A 16798-nucleotide genomic window follows, 5' to 3' on the forward strand; every position below is an offset into this window, starting at 1 on the left:
CGTCGGCGCTCATCGGCCCACCCCGTTGCAGTAGTCCTCATACGCGCCCTCGAGTGGCGTCCCGTCCACGCTCGCAAGCGTCGTCGGGTGGTCCCGGATCAACGCCGGGAGGTCGTCCTCTCCGGTCGGTAGCTCCGGGGTTTCGTAGTGCTCCGTTTCGACGAGATACCGCCCGCCGATTTCGCCGACGTAGAATCGGCGATCGTGGTCACGCGGATAGCACTCGAGTACGATTTGGCCGTTCGACTCGCGGAACACCTCGAGTGCGTCGTCGGGCGTCGGCTCGGTCGGCGGCCACTCCCCGCGAACGGTTCGCTGGTCCATGTCGCCGTCGCAGACCGAACAGTCGACGCTGTGGATTTTCTCGATCAGTATCTCCTCGAGTTCGGGCTCGCCGTCGATCAACACCGCCGACGCCTGAAAGTGGCCCTCGGGACAGTCGCCCGGCGGGGACGAATGGTTCTCACAGACCGACTCGACGAACAGGTACGTACACTCGTCCGTGTCGCCGCCGGGGTAGTCGGTGATCGGTTCCGACTCGAGGTGCGTGAGTTGTGGCGGCTCGCTCTCGTCGTCGGTGTGGCGGTCCTCCGGGTCCGCGATAGGGTCGGTTCCCACGTCGAGACGCTGTTGGTCGCTCATGCCGACCGCCCCCGTTTCGAGAACTGCGAGTAGTCATCGTCAGTTGACGGCGACAGCCCGGCGTCTTCGGCGTCCATCGCCTCGAGTTTCTCGACGAGCGTGGTCGGCTCCGAGGGGTCCCGAATCCCGAAGGCTTCGAGTCGAGACCGGACCGTCTCGAAACAGCGGTCGGGGCCAAAGAGGTCGGCGATCGGCGCGACGGCGTCATGCTCGGCGAACAGCGCCTCGAGTCGGTCGGCGTCGTCCCACCACTCGACTGGGTACTCGAAGACACTCGTCTGTCGCGTGTGGTCGCGGTCGTCGACGGGCACCCACGGGCGCGGGTCCGGGTCGGCGGGAGAGATTCCGACGCACGCGAGGGTCTGTTGGGAGGTCTCGGCCGGGTCGTTCTCTGCGAGATACTCGGGGTCGTGGTCCTCCGAGAGGGTCGGCCACTGGACCGTCCAGTGGGGGGTCGGGAGTTGCGTGTCGATGCTGTCAGTCTGGGTGTCGGGTGTGGCTGCCATTTTGGGAGTCCCTTTCGGGGAGTTGCGAATGCTCATTGGTCGAATCCTCCGTCCGCGCGGGCACGTTCCCACGGCGGCGCGCCGGCTTGCGTCGTGTACGCTGTCTTCGGTCGGTGTCCCGTCCCGAGTCGGACGGCCTCACAGACGAGGTCGATCGATTCGAGGTCGGACAGACAGCGGTAGGCCGTCGCTTTCGAATACTCGAGTCCGGCCGCCAGTTCCGCGGCGGTCAGCGGGTCGTCGGCGTCGTGGAGTGCGACGTAGGCGCGGGCACGATTCGGTTTCACGAACGCGAGTTTGTCGGGAAGCTCGCCCGTGCCGGGGTAGTCCTCGGGAGTGGGGTGGTCAGTCATCGCTCTCAATCACCTCGGAATACGCCGGGACCTCCGCGTCGGGGTCGGCCGTGACTCCGCCGCCGAAGGTCGCCAGACTCGGCGTCTCGTCGACCAGGAGGTGACGGCACAGCGCTCGCGCGAGGTTGACCGGGACGGCGTTGCCGATCTGCTCGGTGACGGTCTTCTTCGTCCCGCCGGCCAGCTCGTAGTCGGCCGGGAATCCCTGTGCTTGCTTGAGTTCGTCCGGCTCGAGCATCCGGTAGCGGACATCCAGGCCGAACGGGAACACCTCGGGAACGCAGAGGGCGAACCGGTCCTTCTTCGTGACCGTCGGGAGCGGGTCGGCGACGTCGTTCGACTGGCCGTTGCCGTAGTACTCGTCGATGAACGGTTGCACGACCGGGCTCGAGAGCGCGAACGCGCCGCCTTTCTCGGTCGCGACCGTCGGGAGTACGTCGCTGGTCGGGTCGCGCAGCGCCCCGCCGTGTGAGTAGTGAATCAGCGTCGGCGTTACGAGGTGGCCGTCGTGGTTGCTCGCCGTTACCGTGTGCAGCGGACGCGAGTCGGCCTCGTACAGCGCGTTCGAATGCAGGTCGCCCCGCGAGCCGTTGCGGGGCTTGATAAGCGGCGTCGCCTCGGCGCTGGCCATGCCGATCGCCCCTTTCGTCGCGACCGTTGGGAGCGGCACGTCGACGTCGGCCGGGACGCCGCCGGATTGCTGGCGAAGACAGAACGTCTCCGGGTTGGTGAGGTGGATCTTGCCGCCCGTCGCGACCGTTGGAATCGGGCGCTCGGAAACGTCGCGAGCGATCGAATTGCTGTGCTGGCCGAGAACCTGCGGCGTCGTGAGTGCCGTCTGACCATTGGGAACGCGCACGAGGAACGGGCGGTCGACCGCCGCCGCGACCGTCGCCGCGTGTTCAGCGGGCACGACCGTCTCGCGAAGCGCGCGGAGTTCCTCTTTCCCGATCGCCTCAAGCGCGTCGGCCAGCGGCGCGAGTCGGTCGTCGCAGTGGCGCCGAATGCCCTCGGCGATCCGGGCCATCGTCGATTGCGCGAGCGGTTGCACGCGCGGGTTTTCGAGGTCGCGCGTCCACAGACTCGAGCCCAGATCCGACCAGTCGATGATGTCCGCCGCGGTTCGGCGATCGGGCTTGGCGGGGTCGGCGTCGACGTGGGTCGGTTCGGGCGCCGTCGGGCGGGTGTCTTGGGAGGCCATGATGAACAGCCGCGTTCGGGACTGGGCTTCGCCGTAGTCGGCGGCGTTCAGGACGGCGCCGTAGTCCTCGGCCTCGTCGTCGTACAGCACCGAGTAGCCAAGCGCCTCGAGCATCCCGATCCAGCGCTGGAAGATTGAGCCGTCCCGCGTCGACGTGCCGTCGACGATGGGCGCCCAGTCGCGGAACTCGGGAACGTTCTCCAGCAGGATGTTCTCGGGTCGGAGGTGTTCGATCCAGTGGAGGACGTGCCAGCCGCTCGCGCGTTTCTGCTCTTTGACGGGTTTGCCGCCGCGAGCGCGCGAGTGATGGGTGCAACTGGGGCCACCCACCAAGAGATCGACCTCGCCGGGTTCGACGACGTCCGGCGGGTGCAGTTCCTCGATTTTGGCGTGGTAGTGTTCGGCCCACGGGTGATTCTGTTCGTGGGTCGCGATCGCCGGTTCCCAGTGATTGACGGCGTGTAGTTCGACGTTCTCGGCGAGCCACCAGTGAACGCGCGTGTCGCTTGAAGAGAGGTCGTCCGGGGAGAGGCCGGTCTCGGCGGCGATCGTCTCGGCATGCGTGTCGATGATCGCCTTGACGAGTCCCGTCGAGAGGCCGCCAGCGCCCGCGAAGAGGTCGACGGCGACGAGTTTGTCGGAGTTCATCGGAGCTCACCTCGGACAGCGCCGCGAACCGTTCGCGTGTCGGCCTTCGAACAGTCGAAACAGAGCATGTTGTGTGGATGGTCGTCGTCGCGACCGATTGCGTAGAGTTCCCGATCGGCGGTCGCGGGGTCGAAGGTCGTCCCGCAGTAGGTGACGCCGAGGAGACTCTCGAAACAGTAGCCGTTGTGGCCGTTCTCGAGGTTGACCACGTAGCCGGTCGTCACTGCCCCTCACCTCCAGCGTTGCTGGCCTCTCGGTCCATCGTACGGAGGATGGAGCAACTGGGACAGGCGTGAACGACGTCAGCGTTATCTCCGAACACGCGCGCGAACTGGGGCGTGACCTGCGTGCCACAGTTCTGACAGCGCGGGGCGCTCGTCGCGGTCGCGGTCGGGTCCCACTCTGGGCGGACGGTGCCCCCGTCGGCGCGAATCTCCCGGTCCTCCGTCGGCGGCGTGCGCTGCCAGTCGGTCGGTTCGCCGCAGGTGTAGCACGAGTTCGGCGGGTCGCCCGGCGTGCGGTGGTGTTCGCCACAGTCGGGACAGTACCAGTCGGTCGGTGGGACTTGGTCGATTCCTCCATCGCAGCGAACCGCCGGGCCGACGATCTCCCCGGCGCGCTCCCACTGTTCGTGACAGTCCGCACAGAACAGACACTCGCCTTCGTCGGTCGTCTCGTAGCGTGCGAGGTCGGTCGTGCGTTCACTGTCGCCACAGTAGAAACACCGATCGGCGTCGGTGAACACGTCCTGGTCGGCGGCGTCGTCCCAGACCGTTGTCTCGCTCGGTGCCCAGAGGTACGCCTCGCTGGCCGGGATGAGTGTCGCCGGCTTGTTCGCGAGCCACTGTTCGACCGTCTCGGGCTCAAGGGTCGTCGCGCGGACGTAGTACTTGAGTCGGTGCTGGCCGCCGTAGTCGGCCGCCTGCCACTCGCCGTTGTGGTAGCGGACCCACCGCCAGCCGACGGTGTTTCCCTCCGCACAGACGCCCGGGTTCTCGCGGAGGTAGTCGGCGAGGTCGCGGGCGATTGATTCGGGAGTGGGTTCGGGCTCGTCGAACGAAAGACCGGTCGTGGCTTGCCACACCGGTTCGTCGGCAGGCTGGCCGCCGTCGGTCGCGACGCGCTGGCCGTCCTCGAGCGGCCGCGTGTTCGTCCCGCCACAGTGCCCACAGACGATCGGCGTCGAGTCGTCCTCACGGTCGTCGTACAGGAGTGCGAGTTTCGTCTCGCAGCCCTTGCAGTAGTGCGTGTGTTCGCGACCGCCGTCCGTGACGAGTTCCTTGTCGTCGTCCGTCTCGTCGACCGACCGAATCTCGACGGGCGCGTTCCGATCTTCGTCGGGCACCACTTCGACGGCGACCTTCCGGCCCTGCCACGTCACCGTGACCGCGCGGTCGTACTCGAGGATCGCCTTGGCTTGTGACTCGGTCAGTCGCAGCGCGTCGTCACAGTCGAGTCGCGACGCTTCCGACTGGATGGTTCGGTCGCCGTCGTCCTCGAGAATCGCGTTGTCGAAGCGCTCGAGGCCGTCGGCCGACTCGGTCGGCTCGGTGTCCGACCCGAGGTCACAGACGGGACAGTCGTAGTCCGGCGGGTGTGGTCGGTCCTCGTGCGGAAGTGCGTTGATCGGATCGCCGCCACAGTTCGGACAGTCGTCACCGTCAGCGAACTCGCCCGGCGGGACGACGCCCGAGTCCTCGCAGGTGTCGCAGTAGTAGCCGCCGTCGCAGCGGATCTCTCGGTCGCCCTCGGCGTCGTCGGCGTGAACCACGTTCCACTCGAGGAACGCCCCGAACTGTTCGTGTTCGGCCTCGGTCGCCTCGCGAAGGAACCCGGAGCAGTTCGAACAGCGCCCGCCAGCGGCGTCGTAGTGGTGCGTGTGGCCACACTTCGAGCACTCGATGGTCGGACACTCGGGACGCTCGCCGTCGGCGTCGGCCTCGGCGAGTTGCTGGTCGACGATCGTGCTCGCGTGCGCGGTCTCGTCGCGAGTCTCGGAGTCGCGGAGGTCGGCCATTACTCGGCACCTCCCGTTGCGGCGCCGGCCGGCGCGTCGATCGGCACGTCGGCGATCGGCCGTTCCTCGGGGTTGTCGTTTCGGACGCGGTCGAACAGATCCGCCTTCGAGAGCGTGAGTTGCTCCGGGTCGGCCGCGTCGTCGGTGTGACTCTCGAGTATGTACGGCAGGTCGGCCCCGGGTTCAGCGGGCCAGACGTACTCGGTGACGGCTGGCTCGTCGTCCTCGGTCTCGAGTTCGACGACCAGGACGCGGCCGGCCTCGAGTGCGGTCGCATCCGGGTGGGTTTCGAGGTCCGAGGGTTCCGTCGGCCCCGGGTCGGCTTCGGGTTCGTCGGAAACGTCGGGTTCGTCGGTGGCGGTGTCCTCTTCGGAGTAGGAGAGTTCCGTTCCCCCGTCGGTCGCCGGGACCGGGTCGGCTTCGGCGTCGGGCGTGGTCTCGGGAGTCGGTGAGCGAACCGGCGGTTCGCGATCCTCGTCGGAGGTCTCCTCCGACGTCGGCTCGGAGACGCTGCCAGTGAGCTCGCGCTCGCGGTTGTCGATGTACTTGTGGACGCGCGTTTTCTCCGAGGGATTCTCGCGCTGGATGTGGCGCTTCTCGGCTTGGCGGTAGGCTTCGAGTCGCTCGAGGGAGTCGATGCCGTCGACCATCGCCTGCCACGCGAGATCCGAACCCGCGAGGAATCGGACCGGGTTCTCCGGCGCGGCCTCGAGAATGTCGTCGTCACACGGGAAGCGCTCGGAGGCGTTGGTGTAGACGGGCATGCTCATTGTCCGCGCACCGCCTCCTCGATGAGATCGCTGTAGTTGCGCTCGTAGGATGGCGTCGCCGGGAGATCGACGTTGACCTCGCCGTCGGACGTGCCGATGACGCGTGGCTTGCTGGTGGTCTGTGACGGGTTCTCTTCCGTCGATTCGTTGCGGCTAGATTTAAGTCGTTCAGTCTGTAACGTGCTCATGGTTCGGAATCCTCTATTGCCAGGGGAGCACGAACTATCGCGCGTCATGCCCTAACATGACGCTTTTCCGAGAGACCATTTCCCTCGAGCGAACCGTTCGTGCTGATTAGTACATAGAACTGGTAGTACTTAGGTTTTCCCCATTGTGCAGGTGCATCACCGTCCGCAGTGCAGGTGCACTACGCTTTTTATGCTCCGGCCCGTAGTTCTCCCCAGTGCCACCCGATCGACAACGAGACGAGACCAGCGGTCGGTTCGACTCCGAATATACGTCGAACCGCTTTCTCGAGGCCGTCCGACGGCTCGGTCCGACAACGACTGGCGAAGTGTCGAACGAACTTGACTGCCACCGGAACACGGCCCGGCGCCGGTTGAAAGAACTCGAGGAACAGGGGCGAATCGAAAAAGAAGAAATCGGCCAAGAGTTCGTCTGGCGGGCGAATTGAGTTTCCTTTCGGCTTGTGGGGGAAGGTTTTATAGTCCTGTCCGTTGTAGAACCTATCATAATGGCCGCTCATTCTGAACACGCAGCAGGCGGCGAAACTGACCGTCCCAGCCGTACCGAGCGAATCGAGCGTCGGCAACGTGATATTTTCGAAGGGGTCGAAGAGCTTGCCGACGGCCCAGCCAACGAGCAAGTGCAACTGCTCGCGGACGTCCTCCGAGAGATGCACACCGAACTCTGCCGGCTTGAGGCCCGCAACCGGCAGTTAAACAGCCGGCTCTCGAAGCTCGAAGCGGTCAACGGCCTCTCCGGTGACGAAATCGATCTGAGCGACACGTCGGCGGCCGACCACCGAGACAAGAAGGTCATGAAGGCGATCGTCGCCGACGGCCGGGAACGGGTGACGATCGACGATCTTCGCGAGCTGTACCGCGGCCACACTGACATCCGGTCTGCCGAGACGCTGAAGGATCGGATCAAGACGCTCACCGCGACCGATCACTTCGAACTCGTGAATCGTGGGCTTCATACCACGACGTGGCGGTTTACCGGAATCGAGAGTTAGGCTCGATTTGCCACGCCTGGTCGCCGTACTTTCCGTACCGTTTTACCCTCCCGTAGACTCGGAGGTGTGACAGGACACTTTCCACCTCTTCTTTTGAGGCGTCGGTCTCGATTTGGTCGGCGATCGTGCCGGGTAGGAACGCGTCGTCGGAGTGGTTGGCAAGAAGGTCGAGTATCTCCTGCTCGAGTGCGTCGCGTTCGGGGTCGCCGTTGGCGTGCCCTTCGCATCGGTACACGATGACTGCTGTCTTCCGCGAGTCTTTTGGCCGCCTCGGGTCAGTACCCGGCTGCTGGGATTTTTCGACAGCCTGGTTCGTACAGCCGGCGATATCGCAGGTGATGTGTTTCTCTCGCGTCGTTCGTGGGTCGTCGATGCCCAACTGTTCGTAGAAGTCCTTGTTGTACAGCCGCTCGAGCTTCCAGTGACAGTCGTGGCAGACGATGACGAGATTGTCGCGGGAGTCCGAGCCGCCGAGTCGTTGCGGAGCGATGTGGTGTTCTTCGAGGTCGTCGGACGACTCACAGAAATAGCAGTCGTCGCGATCGGGTTCAGACGTGGTCATGATTTGGTGGGTGGTAGTGGGGAATCTTAGTCGGCCGCCGCGCTCGAGGTGGCCGCGTCGATCGACTGTTGCTTAATTTCCGGCCCCATTAACACACGGAGTTCCGCCGGTCGCGTCCGGTCGCCGTCGGTGAGTCTCCGGGCCAGTTCCGCCCACGGAGCGTAGTCGTCGTGCTCGAGCAGCGCCCACGGGTTCGGTGGGTTGTCGTCGGTCCAGAACAACAGGCCGCCGAGTGAGTCCTCCGGGTCGCCGTAGCGACTCGGCGGGAGTGACTCGACGAGCAGCGCGTCGGCGGCCTCGGTGAACGTCCGGTCGACGAACGCCGGGAGTACGGGCTGTTTGCGTTCCTCGGTCGTCGGGAACGACAGTGCAAGCCGGTAGCCCTCGTCGGTGACGACCAGGAGGCCGAGCGTTTCGAGTTTCTCGCGGTAGTTGTAGACCGTCTTTTTCGTGACGCCGGCCCGGTCGGCGAGGTCGGCCTTCGAGAGTGGTTCGTCGGCGGCCAGCAGCGCCGCGACGATCTTGCCCGCCGAGTTGGTCCGGCGCTCGTTGCCGATCGTCGGGAGCAGTGCCGTCGGGTCCAGCTCGCGAAGCGCGGTTCGGAGTTCATCCGGCCGGATCTCTCGGGACTCGTCTTCGGCGGCGAGTTGGCGGTGGAGCACGCGAGCCGCGTCGTGTGGCGTCGCGACGAGCGCGTACAGGACCGAGACGGCGGCGGTCGTCGTGCGGAGTCGCTTACGGGAGAGGACACGGCGAACGGCTTCGTCGTAGTCCGTGCGCTCGAGGTCGGTTCGGACCGTGATATCGACGCCGAACTCCGGGGCGTCGTCGTGGACGTCACGCGGCGACTCGAGGCGCGTCTGAAGCGGTTCCTCGAGTCGGTGGACGTCCGGGCCACGGAGAACGAACGAGCCGATGAGCGAGCCCGTCGGCGCCGCCGCGTCGACCTGTGCGGTGAACGACGCCCGGCGCTTGTCGTCCCGATCTTCGAACAGTTGCCGGTAGCACGCGAAGTGGCCGTTGTACGTCGACTGGATAGCCGCCGCGTAACTGATCGACTTCGCGAGGTCCTCGAGATTGTCACTCGAGAGGCCCGACGGGATACGAATCTCCCGGTGGACATCGATATCGAACAGATCCAGCAGGTGCGTGAGCGTCCCCCAGAGACCCTGTGCCGAACGGATGATCTCGCCACAGAAGGCCGCGCGGTCCGTCGAGAGGTTGCCGGCCTTGAGCTTGGTCGTCATTTCCGAGAGATCCTTGCCCCACTCGACCAGCGCCTTGCGGAACTGCTGGCCGTTCTCGAGAGCCTGTTGGGATGCCCCACCGATACAGCGGGCGTCACGCACGATCGCCGGTGGGTCCTCAATGGACTCGAGTCGGTCTGCCGGGAGTGTTCGGTCCACAAACTCGGGGCTGGCTAACGCTAATGCAGCGCTCACCGTCATCTGCATGGGTCCAGCGGCCTGTACGGCCACAACGGCCTCCCCCCGTTTCGGGTCGTAACTCGCGTACCGGGTCCGGTCGGCGTGGTCCTCTATCCCCCCGCGCACAAGCGTCACACCGCCGTTCTGTCCGCACGCCGCGGTGGCGGCGTGTTCGGCCGGGCTCATGTAGCGGGTGCTGTAGTGGCGGGTGCCGTCGGTGCTGTCTTCGCCGGCCCCGTCCTCCCCACCCCCTCCCGTCTGGGTGTGTACACGGCCCTGTTGTTGTTGTTTACCGGCGCCGCTAACGAAGTCGGAAATCGACCGCTGTTGTGCGATTTGCTGTTCGAAGAACTCGAGAACGCGTCGGCCAGCCGGGAGCAGTTCGACCTTCCGATCGGTTCGCGGACCGAAGCGTTCGACGAGATCGGCGTCGTGGAACTCGCCGACAAGTTGGCGAACACGAGAGTCATCATCGCCGGGATACAGCGCGTACAGTTCGGAGTACGTGAAAATCCCGGTTGGTTCACGGTCCAGTTCGCGGAGCATTGTGACCGCAAAGTCACCGCGCTCGAGGTCGTCGGCCACACGCTGTTGAGTGTCGTCGATCTGCGTATCTTCACGGTGACGATTGCACCACTCACTAACGCCGGGGAGGGTCGCTCGGTGACTGTTCGCGACCTTCGCGAGCGTCACGGTCGACCCAACGAGTCGAACATCACAGCCGGCGGCCAGCACGGCCAGCAGGTCACAGATATCGATCCGCTGGTCGCGCCGGACATCCTCGATGAACGACTCCCGAACAACGACGCCGAGTGTCGGCTCGGTCTCGAGGCCGTCGAACAGATTCGCGATGGCGAGTAGGTCATCGGTACCAGCGAGGGACGCGTTCGGGAGCGGCGCGATAATCTCGTCGACGACGCGCCGGGCGTCGGCGGCACCGTCGATCGCCACAGCGTCGCCTGCGTACCCACGCGCAACGTCAACGATGTGGGATCGAACCCAGAACGGGACGCCGTACTCCTCGAGCACGTCGTAACACTCCAAGGGTGTGAGACCACCGAACAGTTCGACGATGGACTCGGCGAACGCGGCCCGGACGGACTCACTGTCGAACAGCGCCGCCCATACCTCGGAGACCGTCGTCGCGTCCAGATCGATGATGGTCGCGGCCGCGGCCGGTTGCTGGTCAGTTACCGTTACGTCGCCGCGGGCCAGCTCGTCCCGATCGACGTCGCCGGCCCACTGCTCAAGGTCGTCGCGAATCTCGGCATCGAACAAGCCCTCGCCGGGTCGTTCGAACGATACCAGGTCGGCGAATCGGTCCTCGCCGATGCCGCTGTACTCGTCGGCCCACTCCTTGAACTTCTTCCGTTCCGGTCGGAGGATCGTTTCGGCGAGCGGTTCGAACCGATCGGATTCGATCGGCGTCAGATCCATCTGCTCGGCGTCGAGCGTGAACGAGTCAATCTGGCCTTCGACTTCGGCGAGTTGGTCGGCGTACTGGCCACGGTCCTCGATGAACTGGTCGTACACCTCTGACTCGCCGGCTTCGGCGGCTTCGATCCGAGACCGAAGCTCGGCGGCGCCGGCCTTGGTCTCCTGTGAGCCACGGATCTTAACGAGATCCGTACTGCGTTCGGCCCCGCAATGCGGACACGAGACGGTATCCTGTGCTCGCCACCCGGATTCTTGCAGCCAAGTGGTCGAACACGTCTTGCACGGAAGGATGTCGAAGCCTCTCATTCGAACATCACCGCGCAGTCGTGACTATCGGAAACGGTACTCTCTCCGGTGGGCGTGGAATCCTGAATCATACGTGCTGAACTCCGACCGCAGCACGCGCACTCTCCACTACACGAAGGGAAGCGGACTCACGAACGCGAGTCTCGCCAGTCTGCGTGGGGGAAAGCTTAAGACCAACGCCCGACAATAAGGGAGTATCCAGCTTCCTTAGGTCGGGGCTTCGGCCTCGCGCCTTGCGGTCAATCCTTCTTAGCTGTGCATATCGGCAACGAACGGACCGACGTGTCTTAAATCTAGTCGGATTGTATGACGTGTTTTGCATCCATTTGCCAGGGGAGCGTGCTGGCCGAAATCGGCCAGACGGCGGCTGCCCTAACAGCCACCGCACGGAAACTGCCTCGAGCCTGCCGCCCTAACAACAGGCCGTACTGTTCTCGTGTGCGCGTCATCGCCCCAACTGCACCTCGTCAATGCCGAATAACTCGGCGACCGGGTTGATCCAGTCGGGGACGCGTTGTGGCAGCTCGTCGCGACCGACGACACCAGTCAGTTCGGCGATGCCCGTGCCTTCGATGATATAGACGTCGTCGCGACGCGCGATCTCGAGGACCAGGTGGCCGGCTCCGACCGAACGGAACTGCACGTCGACCGTCGCCGTCTCGGGGACGGCTACGCCGAGGGCGGCCAAGGAGATCTCAACCGACTCGGTATCTACGTCGGCGAACTGGTCTGCGTTCGTGACTGCCATATTCTCGTGAATGGTTGCATCACCCTTGAGTGCCGCGCGCGGATGTCCGATGTGTCCGATAGTCGGGCCATCGGACGAAATCGGACGCGTAGGCACCCCAAAACCCGTCGGTAAACCGGACATTGTGCGCAGCACAACTGTCGTAGTGACGGTATAGTTTTGGGGATGTGCGTCGTGTATCATGGTAGGGTCAGCGGTGTAACCCACTGGACGGCGTGCTGAGGACACGCCCGTCCGCTTCATTCTCGCAGACAGGTAATCCGCCCAGAGGCTCGTCTTTGCTGACACTCACTCCATTACGTTCGACCTACTTAACTCTAATCACCCATTTGGGTTAGTAGAATCACCAAGTAGATAACCAAGGACACGGAATAGATAACTACAGGGACCTATCGGTGGCATTAAACGGACTATGGACTATGAAAACGCAAGATGCACAGGGAGGTTGGTTGGATGAAGCCTGCTGACACGTATATTCTGGAATTTATGGCTCAAACGCAGGCGAAATTAAAACCAGCCTCAATTGCTTTGAACGTGCCCTATTCTCCAAATTGGGTCGGCCAACGTTGCCGAGAATTGGCCAAACGAGGCTTGTTAGAGCATGATTCAGAGAATGGCGCGTATACAATCACTGAAAATGGAATTTCAGTCGCAGAACGCGAGATCGACGCGGGCGAGTTAGAAGACGACGGCGACGAGGAATGACGGACGGCAAATTCAGCTAGCGACGAATGGGATTCCAAGACCGTCTCTTATCTGGCGATCTCCCCATAACGCCTACCCAGGCGCTTGGACTCACTATCATCGTCGCTGTACTGTTCCTCAGCAGTTTTGTCGTAGAAGTCACTCTAATTGTGGAATCACCAGAAATTGGTAATATCACGCCTCAACTTGGAATGCTCTGGCGGGCCACTACTGGTATTGCAACGCTCATCTCGTCTGTTCTTACTGTCATCTCATTCACTGCTGATGAAGAACAAGCAACCGGCACGCGCGGCCCTGAAACAGGATTTGTCGTTGAAGGCGATAACAATGATCTTGACGTCCATTTCCATATCCCTGATCGACAACACGGAAGTAATTCTTCAGAACCGATCGAAGACGGAGCATCGACACCACAGGAACAAACAGACGACGAGGACCGAGAGTCAGAAGAAGTAGATTAGTCGAGATTTAGTTTTCGGCCTACCCATTCACGCCCAGCTGCTTTCAACATCACTTCCCATGAGTTGAACCCGGTGTGGTTGTCGACATAGTCGTCAAATTTCTTCTCTGGAATACTCTCGAAATCTTCCTGTGATTCTATGACCCAGGGGCTCTCGTCGAAGAATTCCTCAAGGGAATCGAACTCTGTGTACGTTTGCATGAAGTCCGGTGGAAACAGTTCTGTCATTGGAACTGTATTCTCACCGTCGATAGATTCCGCGTCACGCGAAAGTTGGCTCAGGCGGTCCGAAAGCTCTTCAAACCCTTCAATTCGGACACTCATATCTCCAAATACAGGCTACAGCACCAAAACCATTGTCTTCATTGTATCTGCCACGAGACGAGTAGTTTCTTACCAGTAATCAACATGAGCGAGTTAGAAGACAACAGCGACGGCAGATAACGTGCTGGCCTAACCTACCTTTTCAGACTTCACTCCGCGAGCTGTTCGGGACGCACCCACTCGAGGTCGACGTGTTGAATCGATATCTCGGGGACACCGTAGTCGGTGGGCGACAGGGATGCAAACTCCCGGTCATTCGTATAGATCGTTGGCCGATGGGTGAGAAACTGGTAGGCCAGCGTTAAGACTGGTGCATCTTTCGCTTGGATATCGCCGAACGCACCGATTAGTTTGTAATAGGATTTCTCTCGCTCGGCTTCGAGATTCATCTCGCTGACGCGCTCAGAGTCTACGTTATGAATATCGGGACATTTGGTGATCGCCCTATAGAATTTCTCGAGCGCTTGGTCTCGAAGACGGCGATTGACCGAGTGATCCTCGTCGATATTACAGCGAACCTCCTCGTTGATATACGGATCCACAGCTGCCGTTTGCTCGCCATGGACGATTTCATTAACAAGACTTTCAGATTCACCGCCGATCGTGACGGCGTGAATCCAGACGTTGCTGTCCAGAATTAACATTCGTGACCGACTCAGTCGTCAGCAGAGAGCGCATACCGAACTTCAAACGACGAACTGTCGGCCGGCCGAATTGCCTCTGGGTCCCAATCGATTTCTTCACGGAGTTCTTTGAGCGATTCCCACGCTTCTTCTGCGGATTCGTCTCCTTCAGCACCGCGTTCCATCAAGCGAGCAGTTCGGTCACTCATATTAATTTCACCCTCTATGGTGATTCAGTATCACCACAGATCGTCTTGCTAGAGAGACTATTTGGAAATCATATAAATCTGTGGATCTGAAATTACTCTTGATTGGCACATTCTACAGTCCCCAATAATAGTAATTGGGCTCAGATTCAATAAGCCGTACCGTTTTCAAGCGGACTGAATAGCATCGAATACTGAAACACTAACATTAGGCAAAATAAACGCAATTTCAGAAACTAACTCACGCTGGGTTCCGAGGATACAACTCCTCAGTTGTCGCCCAGTATCGCCGTGCACTGTTTTCGCCTGTATAATCAACGATATCGTAGTGAGCCATCTTCTTGAGATTCCGCGTCACCGTTTTCGTACTTGGCGGCTCGTCGATCCGATCGCAGACTTGCTCATAGATGTCCCCAGCCGCCAACTCGCCGCCGTCTTCGACGAGAATCTCATAGAGCACGCGCTGTTTCCGCGTCAGCTTCGAGAAGGTTTTGCGCACGAGGTCTCGTTCGGTCTCGGGCGCGACCGCGTGGACAAGACCGTGGCTCACGCGATCGCGACCTTCGGCGGCCGCTCGGTCGATCGCCTTCCGTAGATTGTCGATTGCCTTCCGCGCGTCGTTGCTCGAGACGTCGACGATCGTGTCGACAACTTCGTCAGGTACCACGTTCGGCCGCACCCCTTGCTCGATCCGACGCTCGAGAATCCCAGCAAGCTGGTCGTGCTTATATTTCTGAAATTCGATGGGCTGGTAGTTCAGCCGGGACTCGACGCGCATATCCAGCGGCTCGTAAAACTCGGCGTAGTCGTTAGCGATCAACAACAGCGTGACGCGCGGGCGCTTGTGGAGTTCATAGAGAATGCGATCGTCTTCGATTTGGTCGGCCTCGTCGAGGATCACCACGTAGGGCGACTCGAGCTCATTTCGAAGCCGGTCCATCAACTCGTAGCCGGCGACGTTGTCGGGCGCGGCTGCCCCACCGAGCCCGTCGAGCAGTTGCGTGGCGATCGCCGTTGTCGTGTGATACTGCCAGCAGTCGATATGCGTGGTCTGAATGTGGCCGGCGGCATGCTTGAGTCGTGAGACTAGGAGTTGGGCCGCGTGGGTCTTCCCACCGCCGGGCGGGCCGTAGATAAAGGCGCCGTCGACGCGCTGGCCGTACTGGATGGGTTCGAGGACGCTTCGAAGGTGGTCCATCTGGCCCTCGCGGAGATACATTTCCTCCGGCGGAATTTCGGTCCGGAGCACGCGCCGGTTCGTGACGAGACTCATTGTGGCCCTCGAGACAGTCCAGTATAAAAGAGACTTTGGGTGAATGTCCGATGTGTCTGATGTGTCCTGTCTGGCTTGAATAGCGAAGGATGACGTCGGTGGTGAATGTTTCCGAGAACAGTTCTCCCAGCTAACAGCGCTCGGCGACCGGGCCACCCCTCCGTGTGCAAAGTGTACTCGCGCCTCTTGAGCGCCCGCTCTCGCCCTCGAATCGCTCGCACTCGCCGACCGGGCCACCCCTCCGTGTGCAAAGTGTACTCGCGCCTCTTGAGCGCCCGCTCTCGCCCTCGAATCGCTCGCACTCGCCGACCGGGAATCCGGCCCACGAAATAACATCATAAATCTGGTAGATAGATTTAGAAAACGGCACCCGGTAGGCGCTTTAGACATAGTCAGAATTTGGAGCTATCACCGATACCATTATATGCACGGCTAGCTAGGAGCTAGATACAGAACTCAGGTTTCGTCGTTTCAGAAACGGCCGGCGTTGCACCGCCGACCTGAGTTCTCCGGAGAGTTCAGAGAACATGCAAAGCAAAACGGCAGACGCTGATAAGAGTACCGCTCGCAATGACGCGCCGGACCACGATTCCGGCCGCGATATCGAACTCATCGACGAACAGACCGTCCGCCGGCTCGAGGACGAACCCGAACCCGACGAACCCGGCTGCCGCTTCGCCGCGGTCGCCCGCTCCCTCGAGTCGACGTCGGTTCCCCAAACCTCGTTCTCGCTTCCCTGCACTCGCGTCGCCTACGTGGACGAAAGTGGCCAGTACGGCATCGAACGGCAGTTCTTCGGCCACCGACCCGACTGGTCGGAAATCCCGCGCACGGTCGTCGTGACCGATACCGAGTCCGTCCGCGAGATTCCGTCCCGCCACACCGCGCGTTACGAATCGATTCTGGCGATCTACCAGCGCGTGCTCGCGGAGGACTAAGCGAGGCACCGATGCTTTCCGATATTTCTGCGAACGACGAGCGAGCCGAGCGGCTTGAGGAATGGTCCGAATCGCGAATCCGCGAGCGCCTGGTGGAGATCCAACGCGCACGCGCAACGACGGAACCACGGGGTCAGCGATGAACAGCCTCCTCGAGCCCGCGGACTTAGTCGAGTGGATTCCCGTCGCGATCGGCCAGCGCGCCCAGTGCGATCACTGCGGGCAGACGCTCCGCCCGAACGATCGACTCGAGGCGCTGGTGACGGCGACCGGTTCGTTTGACACCGAGCTAGTCGTCTGTCGCTGCGGACGTTGCTCGAAGGGGTCGCTCCGAGACGGAACCGAGCGCCCGTGTCTCCTGGTGCGTGGCCGGCTGGCCGCGAGCGTGGACGCGGGCGGGCACTCACGGGTCGTGTTGAGTGGGGCTGAGATCGTGGATCGAAGCGAGTAGCTG

At 62.0% G+C, this 16798-nt stretch carries 21 protein-coding genes; 6 read left to right on the top strand and 15 right to left on the bottom strand.

Features of this window, described 5'->3' with window-relative positions:
- Positions 1–9: 9 nt before the first annotated feature.
- The 8 genes from HTUR_RS25190 to HTUR_RS25225 all read right to left on the bottom strand — a co-directional run bounded on the left by HTUR_RS25190 (position 10) and on the right by HTUR_RS25225 (position 6325).
- The gene (locus tag HTUR_RS25190; protein ID WP_012946213.1) at positions 10–642 is read right to left on the bottom strand and encodes a hypothetical protein; all 633 of its coding nucleotides are present in this window, start codon (positions 640–642) and stop codon (positions 10–12) included.
- Positions 639–1184: a hypothetical protein gene (locus tag HTUR_RS25195; protein ID WP_012946214.1), complete on the bottom strand. Its 546-nt coding sequence runs from the start codon at positions 1182–1184 to the stop codon at positions 639–641. The genes HTUR_RS25190 and HTUR_RS25195 overlap by 4 nt, the downstream gene beginning before the upstream one ends.
- A complete protein-coding gene (locus HTUR_RS25200; protein ID WP_012946215.1) occupies positions 1181–1501 on the bottom strand; it encodes a helix-turn-helix domain-containing protein in 321 nt (106 codons plus the stop codon). Before HTUR_RS25200 ends, HTUR_RS25195 begins: the two co-directional genes overlap by 4 nt.
- On the bottom strand, positions 1494–3350 hold the full coding sequence (locus HTUR_RS25205; RefSeq protein WP_012946216.1) for a DNA cytosine methyltransferase: 1857 nt from the start codon (positions 3348–3350) through the stop codon (positions 1494–1496). The genes HTUR_RS25200 and HTUR_RS25205 overlap by 8 nt, the downstream gene beginning before the upstream one ends.
- The gene (locus HTUR_RS25210; protein ID WP_012946217.1) at positions 3347–3574 is read right to left on the bottom strand and encodes a hypothetical protein; all 228 of its coding nucleotides are present in this window, start codon (positions 3572–3574) and stop codon (positions 3347–3349) included. The genes HTUR_RS25205 and HTUR_RS25210 overlap by 4 nt, the downstream gene beginning before the upstream one ends.
- Entirely contained in the window at positions 3571–3783 is a 213-nt protein-coding gene (locus HTUR_RS27115; RefSeq protein WP_049942179.1) for a DUF7563 family protein, read from the bottom strand. The genes HTUR_RS25210 and HTUR_RS27115 overlap by 4 nt, the downstream gene beginning before the upstream one ends.
- Positions 3784–5366: 1583 nt before the next feature.
- Positions 5367–6137 (bottom strand): hypothetical protein, encoded by a 771-nt coding sequence (locus HTUR_RS25220; RefSeq protein ID WP_012946219.1) that lies wholly within the window; start codon positions 6135–6137, stop codon positions 5367–5369.
- Complete coding sequence (locus HTUR_RS25225; RefSeq protein ID WP_012946220.1) at positions 6134–6325, bottom strand: hypothetical protein; 192 nt, start codon at positions 6323–6325, stop codon at positions 6134–6136. The genes HTUR_RS25220 and HTUR_RS25225 overlap by 4 nt, the downstream gene beginning before the upstream one ends.
- 215 nt (positions 6326–6540) lie before the next feature.
- Between HTUR_RS25225 and HTUR_RS25230 the strand changes: the two genes are divergently transcribed.
- Positions 6541–6771, top strand: a complete 231-nt coding sequence (locus tag HTUR_RS25230; RefSeq protein ID WP_012946221.1) for a helix-turn-helix domain-containing protein — start codon at positions 6541–6543, stop codon at positions 6769–6771.
- Between the two features lie 60 nt (positions 6772–6831).
- Positions 6832–7335 (top strand): hypothetical protein, encoded by a 504-nt coding sequence (locus HTUR_RS25235; RefSeq protein ID WP_012946222.1) that lies wholly within the window; start codon positions 6832–6834, stop codon positions 7333–7335.
- Here the strand turns inward: HTUR_RS25235 and HTUR_RS25240 are convergent.
- From HTUR_RS25240 to HTUR_RS25250, 3 genes are all read right to left on the bottom strand, one after another.
- Positions 7316–7897 carry an HNH endonuclease gene (locus tag HTUR_RS25240; protein WP_012946223.1) on the bottom strand — a complete coding sequence of 194 codons (582 nt, stop codon included), beginning with the start codon at positions 7895–7897 and terminating at the stop codon, positions 7316–7318. The genes HTUR_RS25235 and HTUR_RS25240 overlap by 20 nt on opposite strands.
- 26 nt (positions 7898–7923) lie before the next feature.
- Entirely contained in the window at positions 7924–11067 is a 3144-nt protein-coding gene (locus HTUR_RS25245) for a helix-turn-helix domain-containing protein (RefSeq protein ID WP_012946224.1), read from the bottom strand.
- 445 nt (positions 11068–11512) lie between these two features.
- Positions 11513–11815 carry a hypothetical protein gene (locus HTUR_RS25250; protein WP_012946225.1) on the bottom strand — a complete coding sequence of 101 codons (303 nt, stop codon included), beginning with the start codon at positions 11813–11815 and terminating at the stop codon, positions 11513–11515.
- A 432-nt stretch (positions 11816–12247) separates the two neighbouring features.
- Here HTUR_RS25250 and HTUR_RS26555 point away from each other — a divergent pair, with 432 nt between their 5' ends.
- Positions 12248–12520: a hypothetical protein gene (locus tag HTUR_RS26555; protein WP_081443558.1), complete on the top strand. Its 273-nt coding sequence runs from the start codon at positions 12248–12250 to the stop codon at positions 12518–12520.
- Positions 12521–12546: 26 nt separating this feature from the next.
- Positions 12547–12981, top strand: a complete 435-nt coding sequence (locus tag HTUR_RS27120) for a hypothetical protein (protein WP_148225498.1) — start codon at positions 12547–12549, stop codon at positions 12979–12981.
- On the opposite strand, the gene HTUR_RS25260 is transcribed toward HTUR_RS27120, so the two are convergent.
- From HTUR_RS25260 to HTUR_RS25270, 4 genes are all read right to left on the bottom strand, one after another.
- Positions 12978–13304, bottom strand: a complete 327-nt coding sequence (locus HTUR_RS25260) for a hypothetical protein (RefSeq protein ID WP_012946228.1) — start codon at positions 13302–13304, stop codon at positions 12978–12980. The two genes, HTUR_RS27120 and HTUR_RS25260, sit on opposite strands and share 4 nt — an antisense overlap.
- 149 nt (positions 13305–13453) lie before the next feature.
- Positions 13454–13948 (bottom strand): hypothetical protein, encoded by a 495-nt coding sequence (locus HTUR_RS25265; protein ID WP_012946229.1) that lies wholly within the window; start codon positions 13946–13948, stop codon positions 13454–13456.
- Positions 13949–13959: 11 nt separating this feature from the next.
- Positions 13960–14136 (bottom strand): hypothetical protein, encoded by a 177-nt coding sequence (locus HTUR_RS27800; RefSeq protein WP_187291528.1) that lies wholly within the window; start codon positions 14134–14136, stop codon positions 13960–13962.
- A 238-nt stretch (positions 14137–14374) separates the two neighbouring features.
- Positions 14375–15406 (bottom strand): Cdc6/Cdc18 family protein, encoded by a 1032-nt coding sequence (locus tag HTUR_RS25270; RefSeq protein ID WP_012946230.1) that lies wholly within the window; start codon positions 15404–15406, stop codon positions 14375–14377.
- Positions 15407–15933: 527 nt separating this feature from the next.
- On the opposite strand from HTUR_RS25270, the gene HTUR_RS25275 reads away from it, so the two are divergent.
- Positions 15934–16344 (top strand): hypothetical protein, encoded by a 411-nt coding sequence (locus HTUR_RS25275; protein ID WP_012946231.1) that lies wholly within the window; start codon positions 15934–15936, stop codon positions 16342–16344.
- A gap of 139 nt (positions 16345–16483) precedes the next feature.
- Complete coding sequence (locus HTUR_RS25280) at positions 16484–16795, top strand: hypothetical protein (RefSeq protein WP_012946232.1); 312 nt, start codon at positions 16484–16486, stop codon at positions 16793–16795.
- The last annotated feature ends 3 nt before the right edge of the window (positions 16796–16798 follow it).

It is taken from the genome of Haloterrigena turkmenica DSM 5511, assembly GCF_000025325.1.
In the GTDB taxonomy this organism is placed as follows: domain Archaea; phylum Halobacteriota; class Halobacteria; order Halobacteriales; family Natrialbaceae; genus Haloterrigena; species Haloterrigena turkmenica.

Bases quoted from the DNA above. Each gene is read 5' to 3' on its own strand.
- HTUR_RS25235 (WP_012946222.1), top strand. From the start codon at position 6,832: ATGGCCGCTCATTCTGAACACGCAGCAGGCGGCGAAACTGACCGTCCC.
- HTUR_RS25220 (WP_012946219.1), bottom strand. From the start codon at position 6,137: ATGAGCATGCCCGTCTACACCAACGCCTCCGAGCGCTTCCCGTGTGAC.
- HTUR_RS25260 (WP_012946228.1), bottom strand. From the start codon at position 13,304: ATGAGTGTCCGAATTGAAGGGTTTGAAGAGCTTTCGGACCGCCTGAGC.
- HTUR_RS25245 (WP_012946224.1), bottom strand. From the start codon at position 11,067: ATGAGAGGCTTCGACATCCTTCCGTGCAAGACGTGTTCGACCACTTGG.
- HTUR_RS25265 (WP_012946229.1), bottom strand. From the start codon at position 13,948: ATGTTAATTCTGGACAGCAACGTCTGGATTCACGCCGTCACGATCGGC.
- HTUR_RS25250 (WP_012946225.1), bottom strand. From the start codon at position 11,815: ATGGCAGTCACGAACGCAGACCAGTTCGCCGACGTAGATACCGAGTCG.
- HTUR_RS25270 (WP_012946230.1), bottom strand. From the start codon at position 15,406: ATGAGTCTCGTCACGAACCGGCGCGTGCTCCGGACCGAAATTCCGCCG.
- HTUR_RS27800 (WP_187291528.1), bottom strand. From the start codon at position 14,136: ATGAGTGACCGAACTGCTCGCTTGATGGAACGCGGTGCTGAAGGAGAC.
- HTUR_RS25240 (WP_012946223.1), bottom strand. From the start codon at position 7,897: ATGACCACGTCTGAACCCGATCGCGACGACTGCTATTTCTGTGAGTCG.
- HTUR_RS25190 (WP_012946213.1), bottom strand. From the start codon at position 642: ATGAGCGACCAACAGCGTCTCGACGTGGGAACCGACCCTATCGCGGAC.
- HTUR_RS26555 (WP_081443558.1), top strand. From the start codon at position 12,248: ATGCACAGGGAGGTTGGTTGGATGAAGCCTGCTGACACGTATATTCTG.
- HTUR_RS27120 (WP_148225498.1), top strand. From the start codon at position 12,547: ATGGGATTCCAAGACCGTCTCTTATCTGGCGATCTCCCCATAACGCCT.
- HTUR_RS25225 (WP_012946220.1), bottom strand. From the start codon at position 6,325: ATGAGCACGTTACAGACTGAACGACTTAAATCTAGCCGCAACGAATCG.
- HTUR_RS25195 (WP_012946214.1), bottom strand. From the start codon at position 1,184: ATGAGCATTCGCAACTCCCCGAAAGGGACTCCCAAAATGGCAGCCACA.
- HTUR_RS25275 (WP_012946231.1), top strand. From the start codon at position 15,934: ATGCAAAGCAAAACGGCAGACGCTGATAAGAGTACCGCTCGCAATGAC.
- HTUR_RS25205 (WP_012946216.1), bottom strand. From the start codon at position 3,350: ATGAACTCCGACAAACTCGTCGCCGTCGACCTCTTCGCGGGCGCTGGC.
- HTUR_RS25280 (WP_012946232.1), top strand. From the start codon at position 16,484: ATGAACAGCCTCCTCGAGCCCGCGGACTTAGTCGAGTGGATTCCCGTC.
- HTUR_RS25200 (WP_012946215.1), bottom strand. From the start codon at position 1,501: ATGACTGACCACCCCACTCCCGAGGACTACCCCGGCACGGGCGAGCTT.